The following is a 23,104-nucleotide window of genomic DNA, read 5'->3' as shown; positions in this document are numbered from 1 at the left end:
CGACGCGTCTCCATGAGACGTACATGAGAAGTGATTACGGAATCCTGACGGGAAACCGTGATCACTGGTCCGCCGGGCCGCAACAGTGCTCGAATGAAAAGGTGAACCCCGAACAACCCGAGGACGAGGGCCGCCCCATCGGCCGCCGCGTCTTCCTCGGCACTCTCGGCCTGGGCGCCCTGGGCGTGATCGCCGCGCCCACCCTTCAGCGTGGCATGGAGTCCTTCCTCGGCACGGTCTCCGGCAAGGACCCGACGGGCCTGACCGGCCTCCTGCCGAACGGCGGCGGCTTCCGCTACTACTCGGTGGCCGCCTCCGTCCCGCACAAGGGCCCCACGGACTACCGGCTCAAGATCGACGGCCTCGTCGACCACCCCCGCACCTACACCCTGGCCGACCTGCGCGCCCAGCCGCAGACCAGGCTGGTCAAGGACGTGCAGTGCGTCACCGGCTGGCGCGTCCCGGGCACCCCCTTCGAGGGCGTCCGCCTCGCGCACCTGCTGGACACGGCCGGCGTGCGCGAGGGCGCCAAGGCGATCCGCTTCACGTGCTTCGACGGCACGTACACCGAGAGCCTCACCCTGGCCCAGGCCCGCCGCCCCGACATCCTGGTCGCCCTGCGCATGCAGGACAAGGACATCGGCCACGACCACGGCGGCCCGGTCCGCCTGTACGTGGCGCCCATGTACTTCTACAAGTCCGCCAAGTGGCTCTCCGGCATCACCGTCACGGACCGCGTCCAGGAGGGCTACTGGGAGAAGCTGGGCTACGACGTCGACGCCTGGGTGGGCCGCTCGAACGGACGGACCGATGAGCCTACGAGCTGAGACCCCCGCCCCGCCGAGCGCGCGGATCCACCGCTTCAGCCGGGCCGAACGGTGGGTGCACCGGACGACGGCCGTGCTGATGGGCGTGTGCGTCGCCACGGCGGCCTGCCTGTACATCCCCCAGCTCGCCATCCTCGTCGGCCGCCGCGAGCTGGTCGTGCGCATCCATGAGTGCGCCGGCCTCGCCCTGCCCGCACCGGTCCTGCTCGGCCTCGCCTCCCGCGCCTTCCGCGCCGACCTCGGCTTCCTCAACCGCTTCGGCCCGCACGACCGGATCTGGCTGCGCGCCGCGCTGCGCCGCGACCGGCGGCCCGTGGCCCGGCCGGCGGCCAAGTTCAACGCCGGGCAGAAGGTGTACGCCGCCTGGATCGCCGGGGCGACGCTGGTGATGCTCGGCACCGGCCTGATGATGTGGTGCACCCACCTCACCCCGCTGATGTGGCGCACCAGTGCCACCTTCGTGCACGACTGGCTGGCCCTGACCATCGGTGTCGTCCTCGCCGGCCACATCGGCATGGCCCTGGCCGACCCCGAGGCCCGCCGCGGCCTGCGCACCGGATCGGTGAGCCGGGAGTGGGCGGAGCGCGAACACCCGCTGTGGCGCCCCTGACCCTCGATCCACCCGGCCCACCCGTCCGGCAGGCCCGGCCCGTCCGGCACCTCCGGCCCGCCTGGCCTGTCCGGCACGTCTGGCACCTACGGCACCTCAGGCCCGTCCGACCCGTCAGGCCCGCGGCACGTCAGGCCTGTCGGCCCTGTTCGGCCCCGTCGGCGTGCTGGACCGTGGCCAGCCGTGCCAGTCCGTCGTCGCCGTGGCCCGCGGTCACCAGCCGGTCGGCGGCCCGCTTCGCCGACGCCAGCGCGCCCAGGTCCAGGCCGTGCCCGGCGGCGGTGCCGACCAGGTGTGAGAGCGCCGTCGCCGCCGAGGCGACGGTGGAGCGCTCGCCGGGGAAACGCCCCGCGGCCAGCTGTTCGGCCCAGCGCGGAGCCATCTCCGTCAGCAGGCCGCCGATACCGGCGGCGTAGGGCGCCAGTTCACCGGGAGCGATGCCCTCGGCACCGGCCAGCGCGAAGGCGTGCGCCAGGCCGTTCACGGAGGTGGCGAACAGATCCAGCAGCGCCACCTCGTGGGCCACGGCCCGGCCCGGGTCCGCGCCGACGTACCCGCCCGTCCCGCCGATCGCGGCGACGACATTCCGCACGACCTCGTAGACCTCCGCCTTCCCGCTGTAGAGCACCGCGGCCGACGGTGTCCCGATGGCGGGGGTCGGGGAGAGGATCGCTCCGTCCAGATACCGGATGCCGTGCCCGTCCGCCCACCGGGCCAGGGACCGGGCCTGCGCCGGCTCCCCGCTGCCGAGGTTGACCAGCACGCGACCGGTCCAGTCGCCCGGCGGCGGGTCGAGGACGGCCCGTACGGCGGCGTAGTCCCGCAGGCAGGCGACGATCACCCGCCCGCCCCGCACGGCCTCCTCGACCCCGTCGGCGACGGCGGCGCCCCGCCGGGAGAGGGTGCCGGTCCGGCCCGGGGTGCGGTTCCACACCGTCAGCGGGTGACCGGCGTCCAGGAAGGCGGTGGCCAGGGCACGTCCCATGGGGCCAAGCCCCAGGAGGGAAACGGGAGTTGCGGTCGCGGATGTCGGTGTCGAAGTCGTCATGCGGCGATGCTGCACAATGACGTTGACGTGAGAGTCAAGTCCCTGTTGCACTCGGTCCCATGAGGATCGGGGAACTCTCCCGGCGCACTGGCGTGAGCCCGCGCGCCCTGCGCTACTACGAGGAGCAGGGGCTGCTGACCCCGGCCCGCCGCCCGAGTGGGTACCGCGAGTTCGAGGAGCGGGACGTCGCGACCGTCCGGCGCATCCAGATCCTGCTCTCCGCGGGGCTCGGCACGTCGGCCATCGCGGAGATCGTGCCCTGCGCCGACGACCCGGACGTCGTCCTGGTCGGCAAGTGCCCCGAACTCCTGGACGGCATCGCCCGGGAACGGGACCGCATCACGGCGACGATCGAGGACCTGACGGCGGCCCGCGACATCCTGGACTCCCTGGTCGGCCGCCCCCTGGACGGCACGTTCACAGGACGCTCGTCATCCCGCCGTCGACGTACAGCACCTGCCCGCTGACGAAGTCCGCCGCGGGGGAGGCGAGGAACAGCACCCCGCCCACCAGGTCCTCGGTACGGCCCCACCGGCCGGCCGGGGTGCGCCGCCGCACCCAGGCGCTGAACTCCTCGTCCTCGACGAGGGGCCCGGTCAGCTCGGTCTCGATGTAGCCGGGGCCGAGGCCGTTGACCTGGACGCCGTGCGGACCCCAGTCGGCGCACATGCCCTTGGTGAGCATCTTCAGCGCCCCCTTGGTCGCCGCGTACGGCGCGATGCCGGGGCGGGCCACCTCGCTCTGGAGCGAGCAGATGTTGATGATCTTGCCGTGGCCGCGTGCCGTCATCCGCCGTGCCGCCTCCCGGCCTACCAGGAATGCGCTGGTGAGGTTGGTGTCCAGGATGCGGTGCCAGTCGGAGTCGGTGAACTCCAGCAGGGGCGCGCGCAGTTGCATGCCCGCGTTGTTGACCAGGATGTCCAGCGGGCCCACCCGCTCCTCGACCTCCGCGATCCCGGCGGCCACCGACGGGCCGTCGGTCACGTCGAACGCGGCCGTGTGCACCCGGTCGCCGGGCAGTCCGGCCGCGGCCCCGGCGAGCCGGTCGGGGTGCCGTCCGTTGAGGACCACCGTGCACCCGGCCTGGAGCAGGCCGCGGGCGAGGGCGAGCCCGATGCCCCGGCTGGAGCCGGTGACCAGGGCCGTGCGGCCGCCGATGTCGAAGAGGGGGTGAGCCGTCATCGCCGTACTCCTAGATCACGAGGGACAACAGCAGGACCAGTCCGCCGCCGACCACCGAGATGATCGTCTCCATGACCGACCAGGTCTTGACCGTCTGGCCGACGCTCAGCCCGAAGTACTCCTTGACCAGCCAGAACCCGGCGTCGTTGACATGGCTGAAGAACAGCGAGCCGGCGCCGATGGCGAGGACGAGCAGCGCGGTGTGCGTGGTCGACATGTCGGCCGCCAGCGGGGCGACCAGACCGGCCGCCGAGACGGTCGCGACCGTCGCCGAGCCGGTCGCGAGGCGGATCGCCACCGCGATCAGCCACGCCAGCAGCAGCGCGGGGATCGACCAGTCCTTGGAGATGTCCAGGATCATCTGGCCCACACCGCAGTCGATCAGCGTCTGCTTGAAGCCGCCGCCCGCACCGACGATGAGCAGGATGCCCGCGATCGGCATCAGGCCCTTCTCGACGGTCTGCGAGATCCGCTCCTTGGAGAACCCGGCCGGCCGGCCCAGCGTGAACATGCCGACGATGACGGCCGCGAGCAGGGCGATCAGCGGGGAGCCGACGACGTCGAAGACCCGCTGGGTGGTGTTCGCGGGGTCGTCCACGGTGAGGTCGACCAGCGCCTTGGCGAGCATGAGGACGACCGGCAGCAGCACGGTGGCCAGCGTGGGCACGAAGCCGGGACGCCGCTGAAGTTCCTCGGAGGCGCGCGGCGGCAGCATCCGGTCGGGCACCGGGACGTCCACCCAGCGGGCGGCGACCTTGGAGAACAGCGGGCCGGCGATGATCACCGTGGGTATGGCGACGACGATGCCCAGCGCCAGCGTCACGCCGAGGTTGGCCTTGACGGCGTCGATGGCGACCAGCGGTCCGGGGTGCGGCGGCACCAGCCCGTGCATCACGGACAGGCCGGCCAGCGCCGGGATGCCGATCCGCATCAGCGAGTAGTTGCCGCGCTTGGCGACCATCAGCACCACCGGGATCAGCAGCACGATGCCGACCTCGAAGAACAGCGGCAGGCCGATCACCGAGGCGATCAGCACCATCGCCCACGGCATCGCCCGGCCGCCCGCCTTGGCGAGGATCGTGTCGACGATCTGGTCCGCCCCGCCGGAGTCGGCGAGCAGCTTGCCGAGTATCGCGCCGAGGGCGATCAGCACACCGACACCGGCCACCGTGGTGCCCAGACCGGTGGTGAAGCTGAGGATGGCCTTGTCCAGGGGTGCCCCGGCGACGGCCCCGAGCGCCAGTGACCCGATGGTCAGCGCCAGGAAGGCATGGAGCTTGAACTTGGTGATGAGCAGGACGATGACGGCGATGCCCGCCAGGACGGCGATGCCCAGCTGTGCGTGGCCGGCCGAGGTGATCGGCGCAGGCGCATCCGCTGCCAGCATCTCGACGCTGAGTCTGGTCACGGTTTCCCTTGTGGTTACGGGGGACGGGGGAGGGGTGGGGGGTGGGGGGTGGGGGCGGCCGGGTTACCGGGTCACCGGGTGGCCGGGTCGGGGAGCTCGTCGAGCGCCGTCAGGGCTCGTTCGGTGATGTCCTCCGGGCCGCCGGAGACGTCGACGACGACGCCCGCCTCGTCCGCCTGGAGCGGCTCGAGGGTGGCGAACTGGGAGTCGAGCAGCGCGGTGGGCATGAAGTGGCCCTGACGGTGCGTCATGCGGTCCTCGATGAGCGACCGGTCGCCCGCCAGGTGCACGAACACGATGCCGGGAGCCGCCGCCCTGAGCCGGTCGCGGTACGACCGCTTCAGCGCCGAGCAGCTCACCACCCCGCCGAGCCCGGCCCGCCCGTGCGCCCACGCGCCGATGGCGTCGAGCCACGGCCACCTGTCGGTGTCGTCGAGCGGGATGCCGGCCGCCATCTTGGCGATGTTGGCCTGCGGGTGGAAGTCGTCGCCCTCGGCGTAGGGGACGCCGAGCCGGGCGGCGAGCAGCGGACCGATCGTGGTCTTGCCCGTGCCGGCGACGCCCATCACCACGACGACGTGGGGGGTACGCATCTCTGCCTCGCTGTCTTCGTCGACATCTGACGTCTTTGACGGACGCCGACGACACTGAAACCGATTAGGTACGACTAATTCAAGAGTCTGTGACAAATAAGTCTGACTTTTTGGCTTAGTGATCCACCGCGTACGCTGAGTGCATGAGCACACCGGGCCGGGGGCTGCACGGCCATGTACTGGACACCCTCGGCCCCGCCATCACCGCGGGCGAGTACCCTCCGGGCAGCGTTCTGCGCACGGACGAGCTCGCACAGAGCTTCGATGTGTCACGTTCGGTGATGCGCGAGGCGGTGCGTGTGCTGGAGTCGATGCATCTGGTCGAGTCCCGCCGCCGTGTGGGCGTGACGGTCCGCGCCAAGTCCGAGTGGAACGTCTACGACCCGCAGGTCATCCGCTGGCGTCTGGCCGGCGCCGACCGCCCGCACCAGCTGCGCTCGCTGACCGTCCTGCGTTCCGCGGTCGAACCGGTGGCGGCGGCCCTCGCCGCGAAGAACGCCACCGCCGAGCAGTGCGCCGAGCTCACCGAGTGCGCCCTCGGCATGGTGGCCAACTCACGCGGCCGGCGGCTCGAGGGATACCTCGTCCACGACGTCGCCTTCCACCGGGTGATCCTCACCGCCTCCGGCAACGAGATGTTCGCCCGCCTCGGCGACGTCGTCGCCGAGGTCCTCGCGGGCCGCACCCACCACGAGGTCATGTTCGCGGACCCCGACCCGGCCGCCGTCACCCTCCACGTCCAGCTGGCCGAAGCGATCCGCGCCGCCGACGCGTCCCGCGCCGAACAGCTGACCAGGGAGATCACCGCGGGCGCCCTCCACGAACTGGACATCCTGGCGCCCTGACCCGGCGCCTGCCGGCAGCCCCTAGGGGTGCTGCGCGGCCATCACGACATACGCGCAGGCGACGACCGCGCCCAGCAAGACGACGGGGACGGCGATCAACGCGCAGCCGAGCAGCCCTGCGACACCCGTGATCGCCGCCCACCCGAACCGCGTCGCCCGTTCGGCCCGCCGGACCACTTCCAGTTGATCACCGTCGTCGCACCAGTCACGGCCGTCGTCGTCACGGCCGCGCTCACTCATCCGGGAACTCCCCGTCGACGTACACCCACGCCCCGTCCACCCGCTCGAACCGGCTCCGCTCGTGCAGCGAACCACCCCGGTAGGAGGCCCGGAAGGTCACCGTCCCGGTGGAGTGGAAGGCCGACCCGTCCGTGGTGCCCAGCACATCGAGACCCGTCCACCTCGTCCCCGGATCGAGGTCGAGCCGCGCGGGCCGTGTCCGCGGATGCCAGGTGCGCAGCAGATAGCCCGCGTCACCCTTCACGAACGCGCTGTACCGCGACCGCATCAGCGCCTCGGCGGTCGGTGCGGCGGCACCGGCGTGATAGCGGCCGCAGCACTTCTCGTACGGCTCGGACAGCCCGCACGGGCAGGAATGCGAGGTCATGGACTCATTGTGCCGTGAGACGCCCGGCCCGGCCGCCGCACCCGTAAGCTCCCGCTCACGGGTAGCACGGCGAGGGGGAGAGCGTGTCCGGCAGCGACCTGGTGGCGGCTTTCTGGCGACCGCTGAGGGCGGAGGTCGAAAAGAGCGTCGTTGGCGCAGTCACGCGACGCTGTGGAAGTCGCAGTTCACGGCGACCTCCTGGGACGCCTTCACGCGAGCCGTCGGTACCGTCTTCCGGTCCGGCGGCCCTCTGCCCGACGACATCACCCTCGCCCTGGGGCACCACGACGCCGGGCCCACAGCACCACTCCTGGCTTCGGTGGACCGGGGAACCACGGCGGCATACGGCGTGGTCAGGGACGCGCTGCGACGCTCTCGGGCGCTGTACGACGACGACTTCGAGCTGCTCGTGGAGCCGTCCTTCCCGCTCTTCGACGAACTGGACGGGGTCAGCGGCCTCATCGTCTTCGACGCCCGTGGCTCGCGGGTGTCCGTGCTCCAGGCCCTCATGGCACTGCTCGTCTGCGACCCGGCACCCGAGGGAGACGTCCTGACTCGCTACGAGACCTGCCTTGGTGCCCTCGAAGCGGTCGGCCACCGATCCGGTGTCCCCGCCCGTGCCATCGGTCTGGTGAGCCGTCGGCTCACCGCCGACAGTCCGGAACTCCCCGTCATGTTCGTGAAGAAGGCGATCCGGATGCTGACGGACCTGGAAGTCCAGACGCACGATCGGGACGACGCGACACGGGTGTCGTTGCTCGTCTGCGCCTGTCGGCAACTCGCCCGCCTCGACTACGCCGACGAGGACCTCCTCATCGTCATCGGGCGGCTTCTGGCCGGGCCCGGGTGGGGCAACCCCGCCGACCTGCATCAGCAAGCGGCCCTCAGCCTGGGTGAGGTACTCACCTCGCTGATGGTCAGTGCGGAACACACAGCGGATCTGCCGCCCACTGAGTTGTTCGTGCTGCTGTTGAAACTGGCCATCGCCCTCCACCTGCACTCCTGGTGCGCAGCACACGCCGCACGGCTCCTCGCCACACTGCGTCCGGCGGACTTGAACAGGCTGACGCCCGCCGAGGCCGCGTACCTGCACACCTGTGTCGCCGACAGCGCGCCCGCCCTGGCCCGGCGGCTCGCCGCGGACGGAGCGGGGCGGCACCCGTGACGGCCACCGCCTTCGCCCCCGCACCGGCCTCAGCCCGCGTCCGCGTCGTCCCCGATCAGCCGGTCCAGCTTCTCGGCGAACCACAGCGCCACCGCCCCGGTGACGACAGGTGCCGCATGTCCGAGGTGAACCACCGCCTCCGCGGCACTCCCCGCCACTGATCCGGCGGCCACAGCCGCACCCATGATGACCGCGCTCCGCAAAGAGATGATCTTCCGCATGCCGTCCTCCTGGCTAGGTAGATGAGCCCACCCTGCCCCGGAGATGCCTCCGGACGGCCGAACCCCGAAGCGGCCCGAAGACGCTGGTGAACGCCCTGCTCACGGGGGTGTTTCGGCGCCCGCTCGGCGAACGGCACCGAACACCGTCGTCAGCCGGCCGCGCGCGCGTCCGGCCCGGGCAGCGGCGGCAGCCGTGTCTCGTGCAGCCAGGCGGTGAACAGGTCGTGCAGCGGCTCGTCCGCGAACCGCGCGGCGTGCGCGGTGAAGACCGCCGTCGACGCGGAACCGCCCCGGTGCAGCCGCGTCCACTCGCGCAGCATCCGGAAGAACGCCTCGTCACCCAGCGCACAGCGCACCGCGTGCACGGCGAGGCCGCCGCGCTCGTAGAGCCGGTCGTCGAACATCAGCTTGCGGCCCGGGTCGGCGAGCCGCAGGTCCTGCGGCAGCGAGGACAGCAACCGGTGCGCCGAAGCGGCGTGTTGGTGCGCGCTGCGGCCGCCCGAGCGCTCCGACCACAGCCACTCGGCGTACTTGGCGAAGCCCTCGTTCAGCCAGATGTGCCGCCAGTCGGCGATGGACACGCTGTTGCCGAACCACTGGTGCGCCAGCTCGTGCGCGACCAGCCGCTCCGAACCCCGGGCCCCGTCCACGTGGTTGGCGCCGAACAGCGACAACCCCTGTGCCTCGACGGGCACATCGAGCTCCTCCTCCGTGACCACCACGGCGTACTCGTCGAAGGGGTACGGGCCGAACAGCTCCTGGAACAGCTCCATCATCGCGGGCTGGCGGGCGAAGTCCCGGGAGAAACGGGGCAGCAGATGCGCCGGTATGTGCCCGTGCTGCGGGACGCCCCCCGGCCCGGGGTCGCCGAGCAGCACCGTCTGGTACTTGCCCATCGCCAGCCCGACGAGATAACTGGACGTGGGCGCGGACTGCTCGTACACCCACGTGGTCGTCGAGGCCTTCGTCGTACGGGTCAGCAGCCGCCCGCCCGCCACCACCGCGTACGCCGACGGCGTGGTGATCGAGATCTGGTACGACGCCTTGTCGGAGGGCCGGTCGTTGCACGGGTACCAGGACGGCGCGCCCACCGGCTGGCTCGCCACCAGCGCCCCGTCCTCCAGCTCCTCCCAGCCGATCCCGCCCCAGGGGCTGGTGACCGGCTTGGGGTTGCCCGACCACTGCACCTCGACCGTGAACGCGGCCCCGGCGCGGACCGGCTTCGCGGGACGCACACGCAGCCGGCCGGCCCGGTGCGTGTAGTGCGGCTGGCGGCCGTCCACCCGGACCCGGCCCACCCGGAAGTCGGCCAGGTTCAGCTGGAACTCGCTGAGCGGCGAACGCCCCGCTATGGCGTTGATACGGGCCGTGCCCGACAGCCGGTTCGGACCCGGGCGGTAGTCCAGCGCGAGCTCGTAGCGGTGCACCCGGTACCGGAAGTCACCGTTGTCCGGGAAGTACGGGTCCTGCCCCGCCGACTGCTGAACCGCCACCGCTGTTTCCGCTCCCTGCGCCGCGCTGCCACTCCATGCCGGTGCCCCGCTCACCGGCTCCGAGTGGCCCGCGTTCAGGGACGCCATGCCTCGATCGGATTGCCCAGCCAGCGGGTGCCGTCCGGAACGGACTCCGCGGCCATGACGAGCGACGCGGGACCCAGCGTCGTACGGGCCCCGACCGTGCTGCCGGGCAGCACGATCCCGCCAGGGCCCAGCGTCGCGCCCTCACGGAGGACCACAGTATCCGTCCGCAAGATCCGGTCGTGGAAGAGGTGCGTCTGGAGCACACAGCCACGGTTCACGGTGGCCGCGTCCCCCAGGGTCACCAGATCCGACTCGGGCAGCCAGTAGCTCTCCACCCACACACCCCGCCCGATCCGCGCGCCCAGCCCGCGCAGCCACGCGGTCATCACCGGCGTACCCGGCACCGAACCGGCCAGCCACGGCACGGCCACCACCTCGACGAAGGTGTCCGCCAGCTCGTTGCGCCACACGAAGCCGCTCCACAGCGGGTGCTCCCCACTGCGGTGCCGGCCCACGAGCAGCCACTTCGCGACCACCGACACCAGCCCCGCCACCGCACCCGCCGCGAGCAGCACCAGCCCGGACAACAGCGGGGCCCAGCCGCCCAGCAGGCACAGCGCCGCCACCGTCAGCACGGCCAGCGCCGCCGAGCACAGCACCGGCACGATCCGGCACAGCTCCATCAGACCCCGCGCCCACAGCAGCCGGGCCGGCGGGTCGTACGTCCGGCTCTGATCGCCGTCGCCGGCGCTGCGCGGCAGCCGCACCGGCGGAAGCCCCAGGTAGGAGCTGCCCTTCTTCGCCTTCTTCGGGGTCGCCGACAGCACCCCCACCAGCCCGCCGTCCGGCACGGACCGGCCCGGCGCGGTCATCCCGGAGTTCCCCAGGAAGGCCCGCCGCCCGATCTCCGCGCGCCCGATCCGCAGCCAGCCGCCACCCAGCTCGTACGGCGCGGTCAGCGTGTCGTCCGCCAGGAACGCGCCCTCACCGACCGTCGTCAGGCTCGGCAGCGCGAGCACCGTCGACACCTCGGCGCCCCGCCCGATCCGCATCCCGAGCAGCCGCAGCCACACCGGCGTGACCAGCCCGGCGTACAGCGGGAACAGCGTTTCCCGGGACCGGTCCATCAGCTGCGTGACGGTCCACGCCTGCCAGCCGATCCGGCCGTGCGTCGGATGCGTGCCTTCGCGCAGGCCCAGGCTCAGCAGCCGCACGCAGACCAGGATCAGCAGCGCGTACGCCAGCCCGAACGCCAGCGTGGCCGGCACCAGCGCGAGCGCCGCACCCCGCAGGGCCGCCCCCAGCCCGGCGCCGGGCTCCACGAACACCCCGGCCACCGCGAGCGCGGCGACACCCGCGACCACCGGCAGCAGGGTCAGCGCGGCACCGGAGACGCCGTACATGAACCGCCAGAACGTTCCACGCCGCGGCCGCTCCTTCGGCCAGCTCCGCTTGGCCTTGCCCAGCTTCACGGCGGGCGCGCCCGCCCAGCGCTGACCGGTCGGGACCTGGCCGGTGACCGCCGAACCGGGCGCCACCTCGGCCCGCTTGCCGACCCGGGCGCCCGGGAAGAGCATGCTGCGGGTACCGACGGCGGCGTGCGCGCCGACCTTCACCGGGCCGATCTCCAGGCGGTCGCCGTCCAGCCAGTGCCCGGACAGATCGACCTCGGACTCCACGGCCGCGCCCCGGCCCAGCTTGAGCATGCCGGTGACCGGCGGCAGCGAGTGCAGGTCGACGTCCTGCCCGACCCTGGCGCCCAGCGCCCGCGCGTACCGCTGAAGCCAGGACCCGGTCAGCGAGGTCGCCCCGCTGAACTCGGCCAGCCGCTCGGCGGCCCACAGCCGCAGGTGCACTCCGCCGCCGCGCGCGTAACGCCCGGGCCGCACACCGCGCAGCAGCAGCCGCGCCCCGCCCGCGGCGATCGCGAGGCGGCCCGGCGGGCTGAACAGCACGACGGCACCGGCCGCGACCAGCCACCACGGGGCGGTCGGCAGCCAGGAGTACCCGGGCAGCAGATCGCCCAGCGCGGCCAGCGCCACCGTCCAGCGCAGCCCCAGCAGCGTGAACAGCGGCACGAGCAGCAGCAGCTGGATCACCTTGGCCCGCGTCGGCACCGGGGCGACGGTGCGGCGGGCGCCGTCGTCCTGCGCGGACTTCTCCAGGCGGCGGGCCAGCTTGCGCAGGGTGGGCTGCTGGTAGATGTCGAGGACGGCGGCGCTCGGGTAGCGGGTACGCAGCCGGGTCGTCAGCTGGGCGGCGGCCAGGCTGCTGCCGCCGATCGCGAAGAAGTCGTCCGAGGCGCTGGTCACCGGGATGCCGAGGACTTGCGTCCACTGCTCGGCGAGCCAGGCCTCGGTGCCGTAGAGCTGCTCGGCCGGACCGCCGGTCTCCAGGCCCTCCAGCGGCCAGGGCAGCGCGCCCCGGTCCACCTTGCCGCTGGTCCGGGTGGGCAGGTCGGCGACCGGCGCGAGCAGCGGCACCAGCGCCGCGGGCAGCTCGGCGCGCAGCCTCTCGACGGCCGCCGCGTGGTCCCAGCCCTCCTGGGTGACGATGTAGCCGACCAGGAGTTGGTTGCCGCCGCGGGCGGTGCGCACGGCGGCGGCCGCCCCCGCGACGCCGGGCAGCGACTGGAGGGCGGCATCCACCTCGCCGAGCTCGATGCGCCGCCCGCCGAGCTTGATCTGCTCGTCGGCCCGCCCGAGGAACACCAGCCCCTCGGGGTCGGCCCTGACCAGGTCACCGCTGCGGTACGCCCGCTCCCAGCCCAGCGACGCGAGCGGCGCGTACTTCTCCGCGTCCTTCTCGGCGTCGAGGTACCGGGCGAGCCCCACCCCGCCGATCACCAGCTGGCCGCTGCCGCCCATCGGCACGGGTTCCCCGGCCTCGTCGACGACGGCCAGCTCCCAGCCGTCGAGCGGCAGCCCGATCCGGACCGGCTCCTCGCCCGACATCAGCGAGGCGCAGGCGACGACGGTCGCCTCGGTGGGCCCGTACGTGTTCCAGACCTCGCGCCCCTCCGTCACCAGCCGCTGCACCAGCTCGGGCGGGCAGGCCTCACCGCCGAAGATCAGCAGACGCACGTCGTTGAGTGTCTCCGGCTCCCACAGGGCCGCCAGTGTCGGCACCGTCGAGACGACGGTGATCTCCTGCGCGACCAGCCAGGGTCCGAGGTCGGCGCCGCTGCGGACCTGCGACCGGGGCACCGGGACCAGACAGGCCCCGTACCGCCACGCCAGCCACATCTCCTCGCAGGACGCGTCGAACGCCACCGACAGCCCCGCCATGACCCGGTCGCCGGGCCCGATCGGCTCCTCCGTGAGGAACAGCGCGGCCTCGGCGTCCACGAACGCGGCGGCGCTGCGGTGGGTGACGGCGACGCCCTTGGGCTTCCCGGTGGAGCCGGAGGTGAAGATGATCCACGCGTCGTCCCCGACGCCCGGCCTGGCCGCCGGGACGTCACCGCGGCCGTTGACGGCCAGCTCGTGCCCGGCCCCGACGACGGCCCGCACCTGGGCCTCCTCGAACACCAGCTCGGCCCGCTCGTCCGGGTCCTCGGCGTCCACGGGAACGTAGGCGGCACCCGCGGCGAGCACGGCGAGGACCGCGACGTACAGATCGTTGGTGCCGGACGGCACCCGGACACCCACCCGGTCACCCCGGCCGACCCCGGCGGCGGCGAGCCGGCGCCGCAACCGCTCGACCTCCGCGGCCAGTTCCCGGTAGGTGAGCTGCGTCGTACCGTCGTCCAGGGCGAGTTCGTCCGGATACGACCGCACGGACGCGTCGAAGACGTCCATCAGCGTGCGCGGCGAAGCCGCCTGGCCCCCGGAGAAACGGGCGATGTCCCCGAACCGTTCGCGGATCTCTTCGTCGAGCAGGCCGAGAGCACTGCTCCCGTGTATGGCTGCCATCGGGTCCTCGCGTCTCGATCCCGGAAGCCTCCGGGGCGCTGGCGGGCCCGCAGGTCTGCCTGGGGTTGTCCGGCTCCAGCTCCGTAACAAGCCGGAAATATTAGTACGAAGGTAGGGTTCGGGCCTGTACACGGCCACTCGGGTGGGCCGTTCGGGGGATGCGTGAGGGCCGGTCAGAAGCCCGTGACCTGGCGGTCTTCCGGCAGGACGAGAGATGGCCCACACGGGCGTCCGGGACCGCGGAATTCCCGTCGCGCGGCCCGGGAACGGACCACGACAATGACGCGATGACCGGCAGACGCATCACCTATCGCACGGCGGACGGCAAGCGAGTACCCGGCACCTGGCGACACGCCTTCATCCGCAACTTCGACTACCACCTCACCGACTTGTTCATCTACGCGGACGGACTCGTCGACTGCTGGGGCCTGGTGACCCTCGAGGAGTTCGAGGAGAAGCTGCGCAGCGGCTGGGTCGCCACCGAACTCCCGGAAGGCGCCCGGGCGTCCGGGCACGAGCTGGCCGCCTGGAGGTTCAGCGAGCCGCAGACCTGGCTCACCCCCGAACTGCTGCTCGCCGAGATACGCGACACCATCGACCAGCTCAACGGCCGCCCGGATGCGACGGATCGGTGCCTCGCGGCCGTCGACGCGTTCCTGGCCGACCGGACCGAGGAGAAGCGGGCCGCGGCACGGGCCGCCTACCTCGCCATCCCCGAGACGCGGCGGCACTACGCCCTCGGGGACATGGACCGCAAGGACCAGCCGCTCCAGGCCCTGGTGGCCGGACCCGGCGGGCGCATGGAGCGGCCCGACGCCGTGGTCACGCGGGAGCTGTACGACGAAGCGGTCGCCTACTTCGAGGACCGGGCGAAATGGATCGCCGAACGGCCCTCACGCGTCCCGGCCGACGGACCCGCGACCCCGGTCGCCCCCGCGATCCACCTCTACCAGAGCTACCCGGTGAAGGCATCGGACGATCCGGGTACCAAAGCCCTCCGCAACGACTACCCCGCACCGGTCGACATCGAGGGCGTCACCTACCCCTCCGTCGCCCACGCCTACTGGGCCCTGTCGACCGACGACACCGAAGCACGCGCGGCGATCACCGAGGCCGACACCTCGTTCACCGCCAAGGACCTCGCGTCCCGCACCGGCCGGCGCGGCGGCTGGGAGCAGGCCCGCACCGCCGTGATGGCCGGCCTGCTGCGGGCCAAGTACACCCAGCACCCCGCCCTGGCCCGGATCCTCCTGGCCACGGACGACGCGACCCTCGTCTACGACGACAGCGACTCCGGCTTCTGGGGCGACAACGCCGGCCGCGGCCGGAACTGGACCGGCCGTCTCCTCGAACTCGTCCGCTCGGAACTGCACGCCGACCGGGCGGCCGCGCCACAGCCCTGACATGCGAAAGACCCCTGCTCAGCAGGGGTCTCAGCTGGTGTCCGAGGGGGGACTTGAACCCCCACGCCCGATAAAGGGCACTAGCACCTCAAGCTAGCGCGTCTGCCATTCCGCCACCCGGACAAGGTGTCTGTCGTGCGGGGTTTCCCCCGCGGCGACGAAGGAAACATTACCAGGCTTTCAGGGGTGGCCGATCACACCCCGTTCCCGGCCGCGTCGGGCGTGAACGGCGTGTGACGGACCGGGACCGGTCTTGGGGCCGGGCAGGGCGGGGAGGCAGGATGAGGAGGACCGACCAGCAGGCACAGCGGGAGGAAGCAGCGTGAGCGAGACGGACACGGCCAAGGGCGTCACCGGCCAGGACGAGGTCGTGGACCTCTGCCGCGAGCTGATCCGGTTCGACACCAGCAACTACGGCGACCACTCGGGCCCGGGCGAGCGCGCGGCCGCCGAGTACGTCGCCGAGAAGCTCGCCGAGGTGGGGCTGGACCCGAAGATCTACGAGTCCCACCCCGGGCGGGCGTCGACGGTGGCCCGCATCGAGGGCGAGGACCCGTCCCGGCCGGCGCTGCTGATCCACGGGCACCTCGACGTCGTACCCGCCAACGCCGCCGACTGGACCCACGACCCCTTCTCCGGGGAGGTCGCCGACGGGTGCGTGTGGGGGCGCGGTGCCGTCGACATGAAGGACATGGACGCGATGACGCTGGCGGTCGTGCGCGACCGGCTGCGCAGCGGGCGCCGGCCTCCCCGGGACATCGTGCTGGCCTTCCTCGCGGACGAGGAGGCGGGCGGCAGGTTCGGGGCGCGGTGGCTCGTCGACAACCACCCCGACCTCTTCGACGGTGTCACCGAGGCGATCAGCGAGGTCGGCGGCTTCTCGTTCACGGTCAGCGAGCAGCGGCGGCTGTACATGATCCAGACCGCCGAGAAGGGCCTGCACTGGATGAAGCTGACCGTGGCCGGCACCGCCGGGCACGGGTCGATGATCCACCGGGACAACGCGATCACCGAGCTGACGGAGGCCGTGGCGCGCCTGGGCCGGCACGAGTTCCCGGTGCGGGTCACCAAGACGACCCGCGCCTTCCTCGACGAGCTCGGCGACGCACTCGGCACCGAGCTGGACCCCGAGGACATGGAGTCGACGCTCGCCCGGCTCGGCAGCATCGCCAAGCTGATCGGCGCGAGCCTGCGCAACACGGCGAACCCCACGCAGCTGGGCGCCGGGTACAAGGTCAACGTCATTCCCGGCGAGGCCACCGCGGGCGTCGACGGGCGCTTCCTGCCGGGGTACGAGGAGGAGTTCCTCGCCGACCTCGACCGGATCCTCGGGCCGAAGGTGAAGCGGGAGGACGTGCACGCCGACAAGGCCGTCGAGACCAGCTTCGACGGGCCGCTGGTGGAGGCCATGCAGTCCGCGCTGCTGGCCGAGGACCCGGCCGCCAAGGCGATCCCGTTCATGCTCTCCGCCGGTACGGACGCCAAGTCCTTCGACGACCTCGGCATCCGGGGCTTCGGCTTCGTGCCGCTGAAGCTGCCGCCGGAGCTGGACTTCGCGGGCATGTTCCACGGTGTGGACGAGCGGGTGCCGGTGGACGGGCTGAAGTTCGGCGTGCGGGTGCTCGACCGGTTCATCGACGCGTCCTGAGGCACGCGTCGTGAGCCATTGGACCGGGCTATTCGGGCGCCCGTACGAGATCGACTGAGAAGGGTGAATGCGACCATAAGCTCGTAGCTCCATTACTCCCTCCTCGTTACAGGTAATGCGATCAGCAACACGGGATCGCTTTTGCCAACAAGGAGGAATAATGCTCAAGAAGGTCGTCGCTGCTGCGGCCGCCACCGGTGGTCTGGTTCTCGCGGGCGCGGGCCTGGCCGTCGCCGACTCGGGTGCTCAGGGTGCCGCCGTGCACTCCCCGGGTGTCGTTTCCGGCAACGTCGTCCAGGTGCCGGTGCACGTGCCGGTGAACGTGTGCGGCAACACGGTCAATGTGATCGGGCTCCTGAACCCCACCTTCGGCAACACCTGCATCAACAAGTGACGTCGTCTCTCTGAGGGACGTCCGTGCGGTCGGCCCCGGAGCGCGCGCCATGCGCTCCGGGGCCGACCGGTCTTTTCGTGAAATGCAGGATGTGAAGGCAGGGGGGAATTCAGGAATGCGACAGGGCACCCGTAAGGGCCTGATGACCATGGCGGCCGCCACCGGCGTGATCGCCGCCGCGAGTGGCTACGCCCACGCGGACGCGGGCGCGAACGGCTCCGCGGCCAACTCGCCGGGCGTACTGTCCGGCAACACCGTCCAGGCGCCGGTGCACGCGCCGGTGAACGTCTGCGGCAACACCGTGAACGTCGTCGGGTTGCTCAACCCCGCGATGGGCAACCATTGCGCCAACCACGGCGGTTCCGGCGGCGCTCACGCGAGCGGCTCCGCGTCCGACTCGCCGGGCGTACTGTCCGGCAACACCGTCCAGGCACCGATCGACGTGCCGGTGAACGCGTGCGGCAACAGCGTCGACGTCGTGGGGGCGTTCAACCCCGCGGTGGGCAACCATTGCGCCAACCACGGCGGCGCTGGTCACGGCGGCTCCGGGCACGGCGGTTCCGGCGGTTCCCACGCGGGCGGTCACACCGGTGGCTCGCCGGGCGTGGGCTCGGGGAACCACGTCCAGGTGCCGATCGACGCGCCGGTGAACGTGTGCGGCAACAGCGTCGACGTCATCGGCGCCGGCAACGCCACCGCGGGCAACGACTGCGTCAACGGCGGGGGCAACGGCGGCGGCCACGGGACCCCTCCGGGGGGTGGCGGAGGTACGACTCCGCCCGGGCAGCCGGGTCAGCCGGGACATCCGGGTCAGCCGGGACAGCCGGGACATCCGGGTCAGCCGGGACAGCCGGGAAATCCGGGACAGCCGGGACAGCCGGGAACCCCGGGTAACCCTGGCGAGCCGGGACAGCCCGGCACCCCGGGACACCCCGGCCACCCCGGTGGGCCGGGCGGCTCCTCGCATGTCGGCCAGCAGGGCGGGCGTGCCGCCGCCCAGTCCTCGGCCGCCGGGCAGCTCGCCCACACCGGCAGCGACCTGCCGCTGGGCATCGCCCTGCCCGCGGGCGCTGGCGTGCTGCTGGCGGGCGCGGTGCTGTACCGCAAGGCGCGGGCCTCGGTGTGACGCACGTCCGGTGATCGCACCGGCCGGGAAACGAAAGCGGGCCCCGCCGATGCGGGGCCCGCTCCGTCTCAGTCGCCCTGCCTCACCACGTGGCGCGCACCTGGCGGATGATCCGCCGGCGCAACCGCACCCTGCGGCTGCCGTCGCGCAGCAGGCTCAGTCGGTCCAACTCCCAGTTCCCGTACTCGGCATGGTCCGTCAGCAGGCGTGTGGCCTCCTTGCGGGAGACCCCGCGAGGCACGTACACGTCGACAAATTCGTATTCCGGCATCGCATCTATTGTGCGGGCTGGGGCCCGGTACGGATAGCGTCTGCACTATGTCTGATGCTGCGCAGCCCACCGCTGCCGAGGTACGCGCCGCCGCCGAGGCGGTCAAGACCGCGCTCGACCGCCACCTGGCGGCGGTCGAACGCAGGTCGGGTGAGGACGACCCGGCCGTCTACGAGGCGTTCAACCAGCTGGCGGCGGCCGCCGAGGCGTACGACGAGCTGCTCTACGACCGCTATGACGAGGTGACCCCCTTCGAGATCCCCGCCGCGGAGGACTCGCTGCCGCCGTACGCGGGCCCCGAGGAGCCGAACGCGATCAGCGTGCTGATCCGCCGCGACTACGCCGTCGCGGAACCCCAGCGGCTCCAGGCGCAGGCCCAGCGGGTCGAGGCGGCGGACTACGACGACGGCATGGACGCCTCCGGCACCGTCCACGGCGCGCTCGGCGTCCTGTTCGGCGAGTTCGAACCGGACGAGATCGCCTCCCGGCACAAGGAGTTCGGCCTGGAGGAGGGCGACTCCACGCTCTGGGTCACCGCCGCCGACGAACCCGCCGAACCCGGCGAGTGGCTCGAGGCGCCCTTCGAGCAGATCGATCCGCAGCGGGTGGTCTGCCGGTTCGACGTCAGCGCGGTGTTCGACGAAGAGACGGACGACGAACACGACGAACACGACGACCGCGACGACAACGACGAGGCCGACGACTTCGAGGACGCCCTCGACCTCGACGGGGACGAGGACCTCGAACCGCTGGACGCCGAACGCTGACCCCGGCGGCGGTACCGGGCCGGCCCCCGGGCCGGTCCGGCACCGCCGCGACCGGTCAGTCCGCCGCCGGGACCTGCGTGCGCAGCAGCACCGGCAGGCGCGTCGTCCGTGGCTTGGCCGGCATCTCCGCGACGGCCCTGGGCAGCGCCTGCTCGACGCCCTGCACCACGGACAGATGCCGGCTCGCCCGGCCGAAGGCCGTGTACACCCAGGGCCGACTGAGGGCTTGGGCGGCGTCGCCGGGCAGTACCGCGACCACCGCGGGCCACCGCACGCCGACCGCCTGGTGCGCGGTCAGCGCCCACCCGTGCCGCACGGACTGCTCCACCCGCTCCCTCGGTACGACGACGGGGGCGCCCGCGCACGACAGGTGCAGCCCCTCGGCGTCGGCCTTGACCACCTGGCCGGGCAGCGTACGGCCCGGGGCGGGGGAGTAGGCGATCCGGTCGCCCGGGTCGAAGCCGCCGAAACGGCCGGGGCCCGGGTTGAGCCGTTCCTTCAGCGCCTTGTTCAGCGCCCGGGTGCCCACGGCGCCCCCATGGCCCGGGGTGATCACCACCGTCTGCTCGGGCGGCACCCCGATGGCCCGGGGCACCGAGTCTGCGACCAGCTGCACGGTCCGGTGCACGGCCTCGCCCGCGTCCCGGACCGGCACGATGACGATCTCCTTGCCGGGCGCCTCCACCTGGTTCAGCTCGCCGACGCCGATGCCGGAGACCAGCTCGCCGAGCGGCCCCGGGTCGGGGACGCGGGAGGCGACCTGCGGGCACACGCGCGCGGCGAGCAGATCGGCGAAGACCCGGCCGGGCCCGGCCGACCACAGCACCCCCGGGTCCCCGGTGAGCACGAGGCGGGCCCCGTCGGGCAGCGACTCCACGATCATCGCCGCGTTCTCCACGTCGAGCTGCGGGGCGTCCAGCACGATCAGCAGATCCAGGTCCAGGCTGCCCTCGGCGTCCCGGCCGGGCCCCTCGGCGCCGGCCAGCAGACCGGGAACGGTGACGACGGACTCGACGTCCTCGCCCTCGTCCCCGGCACCGAGCAGGGCCGCGAACCGGTGCCGTCCGTCCGGCGTGTGGCAGGCCGCCACGGCCCGCAGCCCGGCCGCCCGGGCCGCGGTCAGCAGGGCCGCCGGTTCGGCGCGCGCCGCCTCACCGCCCGTGTGCAGCACCAGACCGTGCCCGGCGACGGCCCGCACCAGCTCCGCGGCACCGCCGGACGCGGCCACCGCCTGCCACTCCTCGGCGGCCTCCTTGGGCAGCGAGTTGACCAGCCGGGCCAGACCGTCGGCGAGGCTCTCCTCGGCGAGCGCGTACCGCTCGAGACCGACGAGCACGCGCACCGGCCGCTGCTCCTCGCTCTCCTCCCCGTCCTCTGCCGCCGCCGGCCGGGCCGGGGCGCCGGGCTCCTCCAGCGCGTCCTGGAAGACCAGGGCCTCGCCCTCCGCGAGGGCGCTCTGCACGGCCGCGTCCGGATCGGGCACGCCCTGCCGGCCCAGCGCGGCGGTGAGCGCGGGCAGTTCCAGGGCGGTGTGTCCGGCCAGGGCCGCCTGCTCCAGCAGCCAGCCGGTCACCGCGCGGCCCCGCCGCTCGTCGTCCGGGCCGCACTCGGCGCCGAGCAGCGCCCGCGCGAACCCGTCGGCCTGCTCGGGACGCACCCCGGCGACCCGCAGCAGCTGCCAGGGGTCCTCCCGCAGTACGGCGTCGGCACCCTCGCCGAGGGCCGCGACGACCTGGGACGCGAGCGCCTCGGGCGCGCCACCGTCGGTCAGCACACGCCCTACGGCGGCGACGGCGTCCGGCGCGGGAGCGGCGGGTGCGGCGGCGGCCGGTGCGGGCTGCGGACGCCGCACGGGTTCCGGGGCCGGCCGCCGTGGGGCCGGCGCCGGCTCGGCGAACACGGTGGCCGCGGGCTTCTCTCCGCTCTCCACCGCCCGCACGGCCGCCAGCAGCTCGGCGGCCTTCCCGCTGAGCTTGGTCCCGCCGGCGACCGGCCCCGCCTTCTCGGCCTTCCGGCGCTCGATCCGCTCCCGCTCGACCCGCTGCGCCGCCAGCTCGGCCGCCGCCTCGGACATCTCGGGAGCGGCGTCCCCGGTCTCCCCGCCCGACTCACCCGGCCCTTGGGCCCCGGCCGACGACGCGTCGCCCTTGCCGGCCGGCTCACCCGGGCCCGCCGGGCCGGAGCCGGACCCACGGGCGCCTTCGGCAGCTCCGCCGGGCCCGGTGTCACCGGCTCCACCTGTCGTCCCGGCCTCGGCATCCGGGCCGGCCGCCTCGTCCGGGGTGTCCCCGGCGGCCCCCGCCTCCCCGGCGGGCGCGGCCGAGCCACCGGCATTGCCCACCGGTCCGCCGGAACCATGGTCGTCGGCTGCCCCGGGCGGGGCTCCCCCCGCGTCCGCTCGTCCGGCGGCCAGGGCGGTCTCCGTGCCCTCCCCGGCCCCTCCTGCCGATCCGTCGGAGATCCCCGTGGACTCCGGGTCCGTGCTCACAGCGTGCTCCAGTCGTGATCGGGATAGCGGTGCACGGGCGCCGACACGTCGTCGAGCGCCCGGCAGATCTCGTCAGGAAGACTAAGGGCCTCCACTGACAACGCGGCCGTGAGCTGCTGCGCGGTGCGCGCCCCGACGATCGGGGCGGCCACGCCCGGCCGGTCGCGGACCCAGGCGAGGGCGACCTGGAGCGGGGTCACCGCCAGCCCGTCCGCCGCGGTCGTCACCGCCTCCACGATGCGGGTCGCAGTGTCGTCGAGGTACGGCGCGACGAACGGCGCCAGGTGCTCCGAGGCGCCCCGCGAGTCCGCGGGAGTGGAGGTGCGGTACTTGCCCGTCAGCACTCCCCGCCCGAGCGGCGAGGACGGCAGCAGCCCCACACCGAGGTCGAGCGCGGCCGGCAGCACCTCGCGCTCGACTCCGCGCTGGAGCAGCGAGTACTCCAGCTGCGTGGCCGCCAGCCGGGTCCGCGTCCCCGGCGCCGCCAGCTGCCAGGTCGCCGCCTTCGCCAGCTGCCAGCCGCAGAAGTTCGAGACGCCCGCGTAGCGGGCGCGCCCGCTGCTCACCGCCAGGTCCAGCGCCTGGAGCGTCTCCTCCAGTGGGGTTTCCGGGTCGAAGGCGTGGACGTGCCACAGGTCGACGTAGTCCGTGCCGAGGCGGGCCAGGGAGGCGTCGAGCGCGGCGAGCAGGTGACCGCGCGAGCCGTCGAAACGCCGGTCGGGATCGGGCATGCTCCCCGCCTTCGTCGAGATGACCAGGTCCCGGCGGGGCACGAGCCCTTCCATGAGCTGCCCGAGCAGATACTCGGCCTCGCCGGCGCCGTACACGTCCGCGGTGTCGACGAGGGTCCCGCCCGCCTCCCAGAACGCCTTCAGCATGTCCGCGGCGTCGTGCTCGTCGGTGTCCCGGCCCCAGGTGAGGGTGCCCAGCCCGATCCGGGACACGCGCAGGCCGGTACGGCCCAGATGCCTCTGCTCCATGCTGGCCGAGATTACTGGCCAGAACTGGGCCGTGGGTTGCCTGTGGATAACCGGTTTCCCACCCTGACCGGGGCCAATGGGCAACCC

General features: G+C 72.9%; 22 protein-coding genes and 1 tRNA gene. 10 read left to right on the top strand and 13 right to left on the bottom strand.

What is annotated here, in order from left to right; genetic code table 11:
* Nucleotides 1–101 precede the first annotated feature (101 nt).
* Nucleotides 102–827 carry a molybdopterin-dependent oxidoreductase gene (locus ACFY01_RS19750; protein ID WP_390736989.1) on the top strand — a complete coding sequence of 242 codons (726 nt, stop codon included), beginning with the start codon at nt 102–104 and terminating at the stop codon, nt 825–827.
* Complete coding sequence (locus tag ACFY01_RS19745; protein ID WP_390736988.1) at nt 811–1,437, top strand: cytochrome b/b6 domain-containing protein; 627 nt, start codon at nt 811–813, stop codon at nt 1,435–1,437. Before ACFY01_RS19750 ends, ACFY01_RS19745 begins: the two co-directional genes overlap by 17 nt.
* A gap of 130 nt (nt 1,438–1,567) precedes the next feature.
* Here ACFY01_RS19745 and ACFY01_RS19740 read toward each other — a convergent pair whose 3' ends face one another.
* Nucleotides 1,568–2,485, bottom strand: coding sequence for an NAD(P)-dependent oxidoreductase (locus ACFY01_RS19740; protein WP_390736987.1), 918 nt, complete (start codon nt 2,483–2,485; stop codon nt 1,568–1,570).
* 59 nt (nt 2,486–2,544) lie between these two features.
* Here ACFY01_RS19740 and ACFY01_RS19735 point away from each other — a divergent pair, with 59 nt between their 5' ends.
* Nucleotides 2,545–2,952: a MerR family transcriptional regulator gene (locus tag ACFY01_RS19735; RefSeq protein WP_390736986.1), complete on the top strand. Its 408-nt coding sequence runs from the start codon at nt 2,545–2,547 to the stop codon at nt 2,950–2,952.
* Here ACFY01_RS19735 and ACFY01_RS19730 read toward each other — a convergent pair.
* The 3 genes from ACFY01_RS19730 to ACFY01_RS19720 form a co-directional block, all read right to left on the bottom strand.
* Nucleotides 2,903–3,667 carry an SDR family oxidoreductase gene (locus ACFY01_RS19730; RefSeq protein WP_390736985.1) on the bottom strand — a complete coding sequence of 255 codons (765 nt, stop codon included), beginning with the start codon at nt 3,665–3,667 and terminating at the stop codon, nt 2,903–2,905. The genes ACFY01_RS19735 and ACFY01_RS19730 overlap by 50 nt on opposite strands.
* Before the next feature lie 10 nt (nt 3,668–3,677).
* Entirely contained in the window at nt 3,678–5,075 is a 1,398-nt protein-coding gene (locus ACFY01_RS19725; protein ID WP_390736984.1) for a GntP family permease, read from the bottom strand.
* A 71-nt stretch (nt 5,076–5,146) separates the two neighbouring features.
* The gene (locus ACFY01_RS19720; RefSeq protein ID WP_390736983.1) at nt 5,147–5,668 is read right to left on the bottom strand and encodes a gluconokinase; all 522 of its coding nucleotides are present in this window, start codon (nt 5,666–5,668) and stop codon (nt 5,147–5,149) included.
* A gap of 143 nt (nt 5,669–5,811) precedes the next feature.
* On the opposite strand from ACFY01_RS19720, the gene ACFY01_RS19715 reads away from it, so the two are divergent.
* On the top strand, nt 5,812–6,513 hold the full coding sequence (locus tag ACFY01_RS19715; RefSeq protein ID WP_390736982.1) for a FadR/GntR family transcriptional regulator: 702 nt from the start codon (nt 5,812–5,814) through the stop codon (nt 6,511–6,513).
* A gap of 21 nt (nt 6,514–6,534) precedes the next feature.
* On the opposite strand, the gene ACFY01_RS19710 is transcribed toward ACFY01_RS19715, so the two are convergent.
* Together ACFY01_RS19710 and ACFY01_RS19705 are read right to left on the bottom strand one after the other, a co-directional pair.
* Nucleotides 6,535–6,753 (bottom strand): hypothetical protein, encoded by a 219-nt coding sequence (locus tag ACFY01_RS19710; RefSeq protein ID WP_390736981.1) that lies wholly within the window; start codon nt 6,751–6,753, stop codon nt 6,535–6,537.
* Nucleotides 6,746–7,120 carry a YchJ family protein gene (locus ACFY01_RS19705; protein WP_390736980.1) on the bottom strand — a complete coding sequence of 125 codons (375 nt, stop codon included), beginning with the start codon at nt 7,118–7,120 and terminating at the stop codon, nt 6,746–6,748. Before ACFY01_RS19705 ends, ACFY01_RS19710 begins: the two co-directional genes overlap by 8 nt.
* 319 nt (nt 7,121–7,439) lie before the next feature.
* Here ACFY01_RS19705 and ACFY01_RS19700 point away from each other — a divergent pair, with 319 nt between their 5' ends.
* A complete protein-coding gene (locus ACFY01_RS19700; protein WP_390736979.1) occupies nt 7,440–8,285 on the top strand; it encodes a hypothetical protein in 846 nt (281 codons plus the stop codon).
* Nucleotides 8,286–8,314: 29 nt separating this feature from the next.
* On the opposite strand, the gene ACFY01_RS19695 is transcribed toward ACFY01_RS19700, so the two are convergent.
* From ACFY01_RS19695 to ACFY01_RS19685, 3 genes are all read right to left on the bottom strand, one after another.
* On the bottom strand, nt 8,315–8,506 hold the full coding sequence (locus ACFY01_RS19695) for a hypothetical protein (RefSeq protein ID WP_390736978.1): 192 nt from the start codon (nt 8,504–8,506) through the stop codon (nt 8,315–8,317).
* 149 nt (nt 8,507–8,655) lie between these two features.
* On the bottom strand, nt 8,656–9,999 hold the full coding sequence (locus tag ACFY01_RS19690; RefSeq protein WP_390736977.1) for a M1 family metallopeptidase: 1,344 nt from the start codon (nt 9,997–9,999) through the stop codon (nt 8,656–8,658).
* Between the two features lie 74 nt (nt 10,000–10,073).
* Entirely contained in the window at nt 10,074–13,940 is a 3,867-nt protein-coding gene (locus tag ACFY01_RS19685) for a Pls/PosA family non-ribosomal peptide synthetase (RefSeq protein WP_390736976.1), read from the bottom strand.
* Nucleotides 13,941–14,227: 287 nt separating this feature from the next.
* Here ACFY01_RS19685 and ACFY01_RS19680 point away from each other — a divergent pair, with 287 nt between their 5' ends.
* Nucleotides 14,228–15,343, top strand: coding sequence for an NADAR family protein (locus ACFY01_RS19680; protein ID WP_390736975.1), 1,116 nt, complete (start codon nt 14,228–14,230; stop codon nt 15,341–15,343).
* 35 nt (nt 15,344–15,378) lie between these two features.
* On the opposite strand, the gene ACFY01_RS19675 is transcribed toward ACFY01_RS19680, so the two are convergent.
* A tRNA-Leu gene (locus ACFY01_RS19675) sits at nt 15,379–15,466 on the bottom strand.
* A gap of 199 nt (nt 15,467–15,665) precedes the next feature.
* Between ACFY01_RS19675 and ACFY01_RS19670 the strand changes: the two genes are divergently transcribed.
* From ACFY01_RS19670 to ACFY01_RS19660, 3 genes are all read left to right on the top strand, one after another.
* Entirely contained in the window at nt 15,666–16,991 is a 1,326-nt protein-coding gene (locus ACFY01_RS19670; protein ID WP_390736974.1) for a M20/M25/M40 family metallo-hydrolase, read from the top strand.
* Between the two features lie 160 nt (nt 16,992–17,151).
* Nucleotides 17,152–17,385, top strand: a complete 234-nt coding sequence (chpH, locus tag ACFY01_RS19665; RefSeq protein WP_132853764.1) for a chaplin ChpH — start codon at nt 17,152–17,154, stop codon at nt 17,383–17,385.
* Nucleotides 17,386–17,500: 115 nt separating this feature from the next.
* Nucleotides 17,501–18,511, top strand: coding sequence for a chaplin (locus tag ACFY01_RS19660; RefSeq protein WP_390736973.1), 1,011 nt, complete (start codon nt 17,501–17,503; stop codon nt 18,509–18,511).
* An 82-nt stretch (nt 18,512–18,593) separates the two neighbouring features.
* Here ACFY01_RS19660 and ACFY01_RS19655 read toward each other — a convergent pair whose 3' ends face one another.
* Nucleotides 18,594–18,782, bottom strand: coding sequence for a DUF5703 family protein (locus tag ACFY01_RS19655; RefSeq protein ID WP_145882766.1), 189 nt, complete (start codon nt 18,780–18,782; stop codon nt 18,594–18,596).
* Between the two features lie 47 nt (nt 18,783–18,829).
* Between ACFY01_RS19655 and ACFY01_RS19650 the strand changes: the two genes are divergently transcribed.
* Nucleotides 18,830–19,549 (top strand): hypothetical protein, encoded by a 720-nt coding sequence (locus ACFY01_RS19650; RefSeq protein ID WP_390736972.1) that lies wholly within the window; start codon nt 18,830–18,832, stop codon nt 19,547–19,549.
* 55 nt (nt 19,550–19,604) lie between these two features.
* On the opposite strand, the gene ACFY01_RS19645 is transcribed toward ACFY01_RS19650, so the two are convergent.
* Both ACFY01_RS19645 and ACFY01_RS19640 read right to left on the bottom strand, forming a co-directional pair.
* A complete protein-coding gene (locus ACFY01_RS19645) occupies nt 19,605–22,037 on the bottom strand; it encodes a helix-hairpin-helix domain-containing protein (RefSeq protein WP_390736971.1) in 2,433 nt (810 codons plus the stop codon).
* Complete coding sequence (locus ACFY01_RS19640; protein WP_390736970.1) at nt 22,034–23,017, bottom strand: aldo/keto reductase; 984 nt, start codon at nt 23,015–23,017, stop codon at nt 22,034–22,036. Before ACFY01_RS19640 ends, ACFY01_RS19645 begins: the two co-directional genes overlap by 4 nt.
* Nucleotides 23,018–23,104 lie beyond the last annotated feature (87 nt).

The sequence above is a fragment of the Streptomyces sp. NPDC001480 genome (assembly GCF_042894725.1).
Taxonomy (GTDB): domain Bacteria; phylum Actinomycetota; class Actinomycetes; order Streptomycetales; family Streptomycetaceae; genus Streptomyces.
This window is presented reverse-complemented; position numbering and strand designations above follow the sequence as displayed.

Bases quoted from the DNA above. Each gene is read 5' to 3' on its own strand.
- ACFY01_RS19745 (WP_390736988.1), top strand. From the start codon at position 811: ATGAGCCTACGAGCTGAGACCCCCGCCCCGCCGAGCGCGCGGATCCAC.
- ACFY01_RS19740 (WP_390736987.1), bottom strand. From the start codon at position 2,485: ATGACGACTTCGACACCGACATCCGCGACCGCAACTCCCGTTTCCCTC.
- ACFY01_RS19735 (WP_390736986.1), top strand. From the start codon at position 2,545: ATGAGGATCGGGGAACTCTCCCGGCGCACTGGCGTGAGCCCGCGCGCC.
- ACFY01_RS19730 (WP_390736985.1), bottom strand. From the start codon at position 3,667: ATGACGGCTCACCCCCTCTTCGACATCGGCGGCCGCACGGCCCTGGTC.
- ACFY01_RS19720 (WP_390736983.1), bottom strand. From the start codon at position 5,668: ATGCGTACCCCCCACGTCGTCGTGGTGATGGGCGTCGCCGGCACGGGC.
- ACFY01_RS19715 (WP_390736982.1), top strand. From the start codon at position 5,812: ATGAGCACACCGGGCCGGGGGCTGCACGGCCATGTACTGGACACCCTC.
- ACFY01_RS19710 (WP_390736981.1), bottom strand. From the start codon at position 6,753: ATGAGTGAGCGCGGCCGTGACGACGACGGCCGTGACTGGTGCGACGAC.
- ACFY01_RS19705 (WP_390736980.1), bottom strand. From the start codon at position 7,120: ATGACCTCGCATTCCTGCCCGTGCGGGCTGTCCGAGCCGTACGAGAAG.
- ACFY01_RS19695 (WP_390736978.1), bottom strand. From the start codon at position 8,506: ATGCGGAAGATCATCTCTTTGCGGAGCGCGGTCATCATGGGTGCGGCT.
- ACFY01_RS19685 (WP_390736976.1), bottom strand. From the start codon at position 13,940: ATGGCAGCCATACACGGGAGCAGTGCTCTCGGCCTGCTCGACGAAGAG.
- ACFY01_RS19680 (WP_390736975.1), top strand. From the start codon at position 14,228: ATGACCGGCAGACGCATCACCTATCGCACGGCGGACGGCAAGCGAGTA.
- chpH (WP_132853764.1), top strand. From the start codon at position 17,152: ATGCTCAAGAAGGTCGTCGCTGCTGCGGCCGCCACCGGTGGTCTGGTT.
- ACFY01_RS19660 (WP_390736973.1), top strand. From the start codon at position 17,501: ATGCGACAGGGCACCCGTAAGGGCCTGATGACCATGGCGGCCGCCACC.
- ACFY01_RS19655 (WP_145882766.1), bottom strand. From the start codon at position 18,782: ATGCCGGAATACGAATTTGTCGACGTGTACGTGCCTCGCGGGGTCTCC.
- ACFY01_RS19650 (WP_390736972.1), top strand. From the start codon at position 18,830: ATGTCTGATGCTGCGCAGCCCACCGCTGCCGAGGTACGCGCCGCCGCC.
- ACFY01_RS19640 (WP_390736970.1), bottom strand. From the start codon at position 23,017: ATGGAGCAGAGGCATCTGGGCCGTACCGGCCTGCGCGTGTCCCGGATC.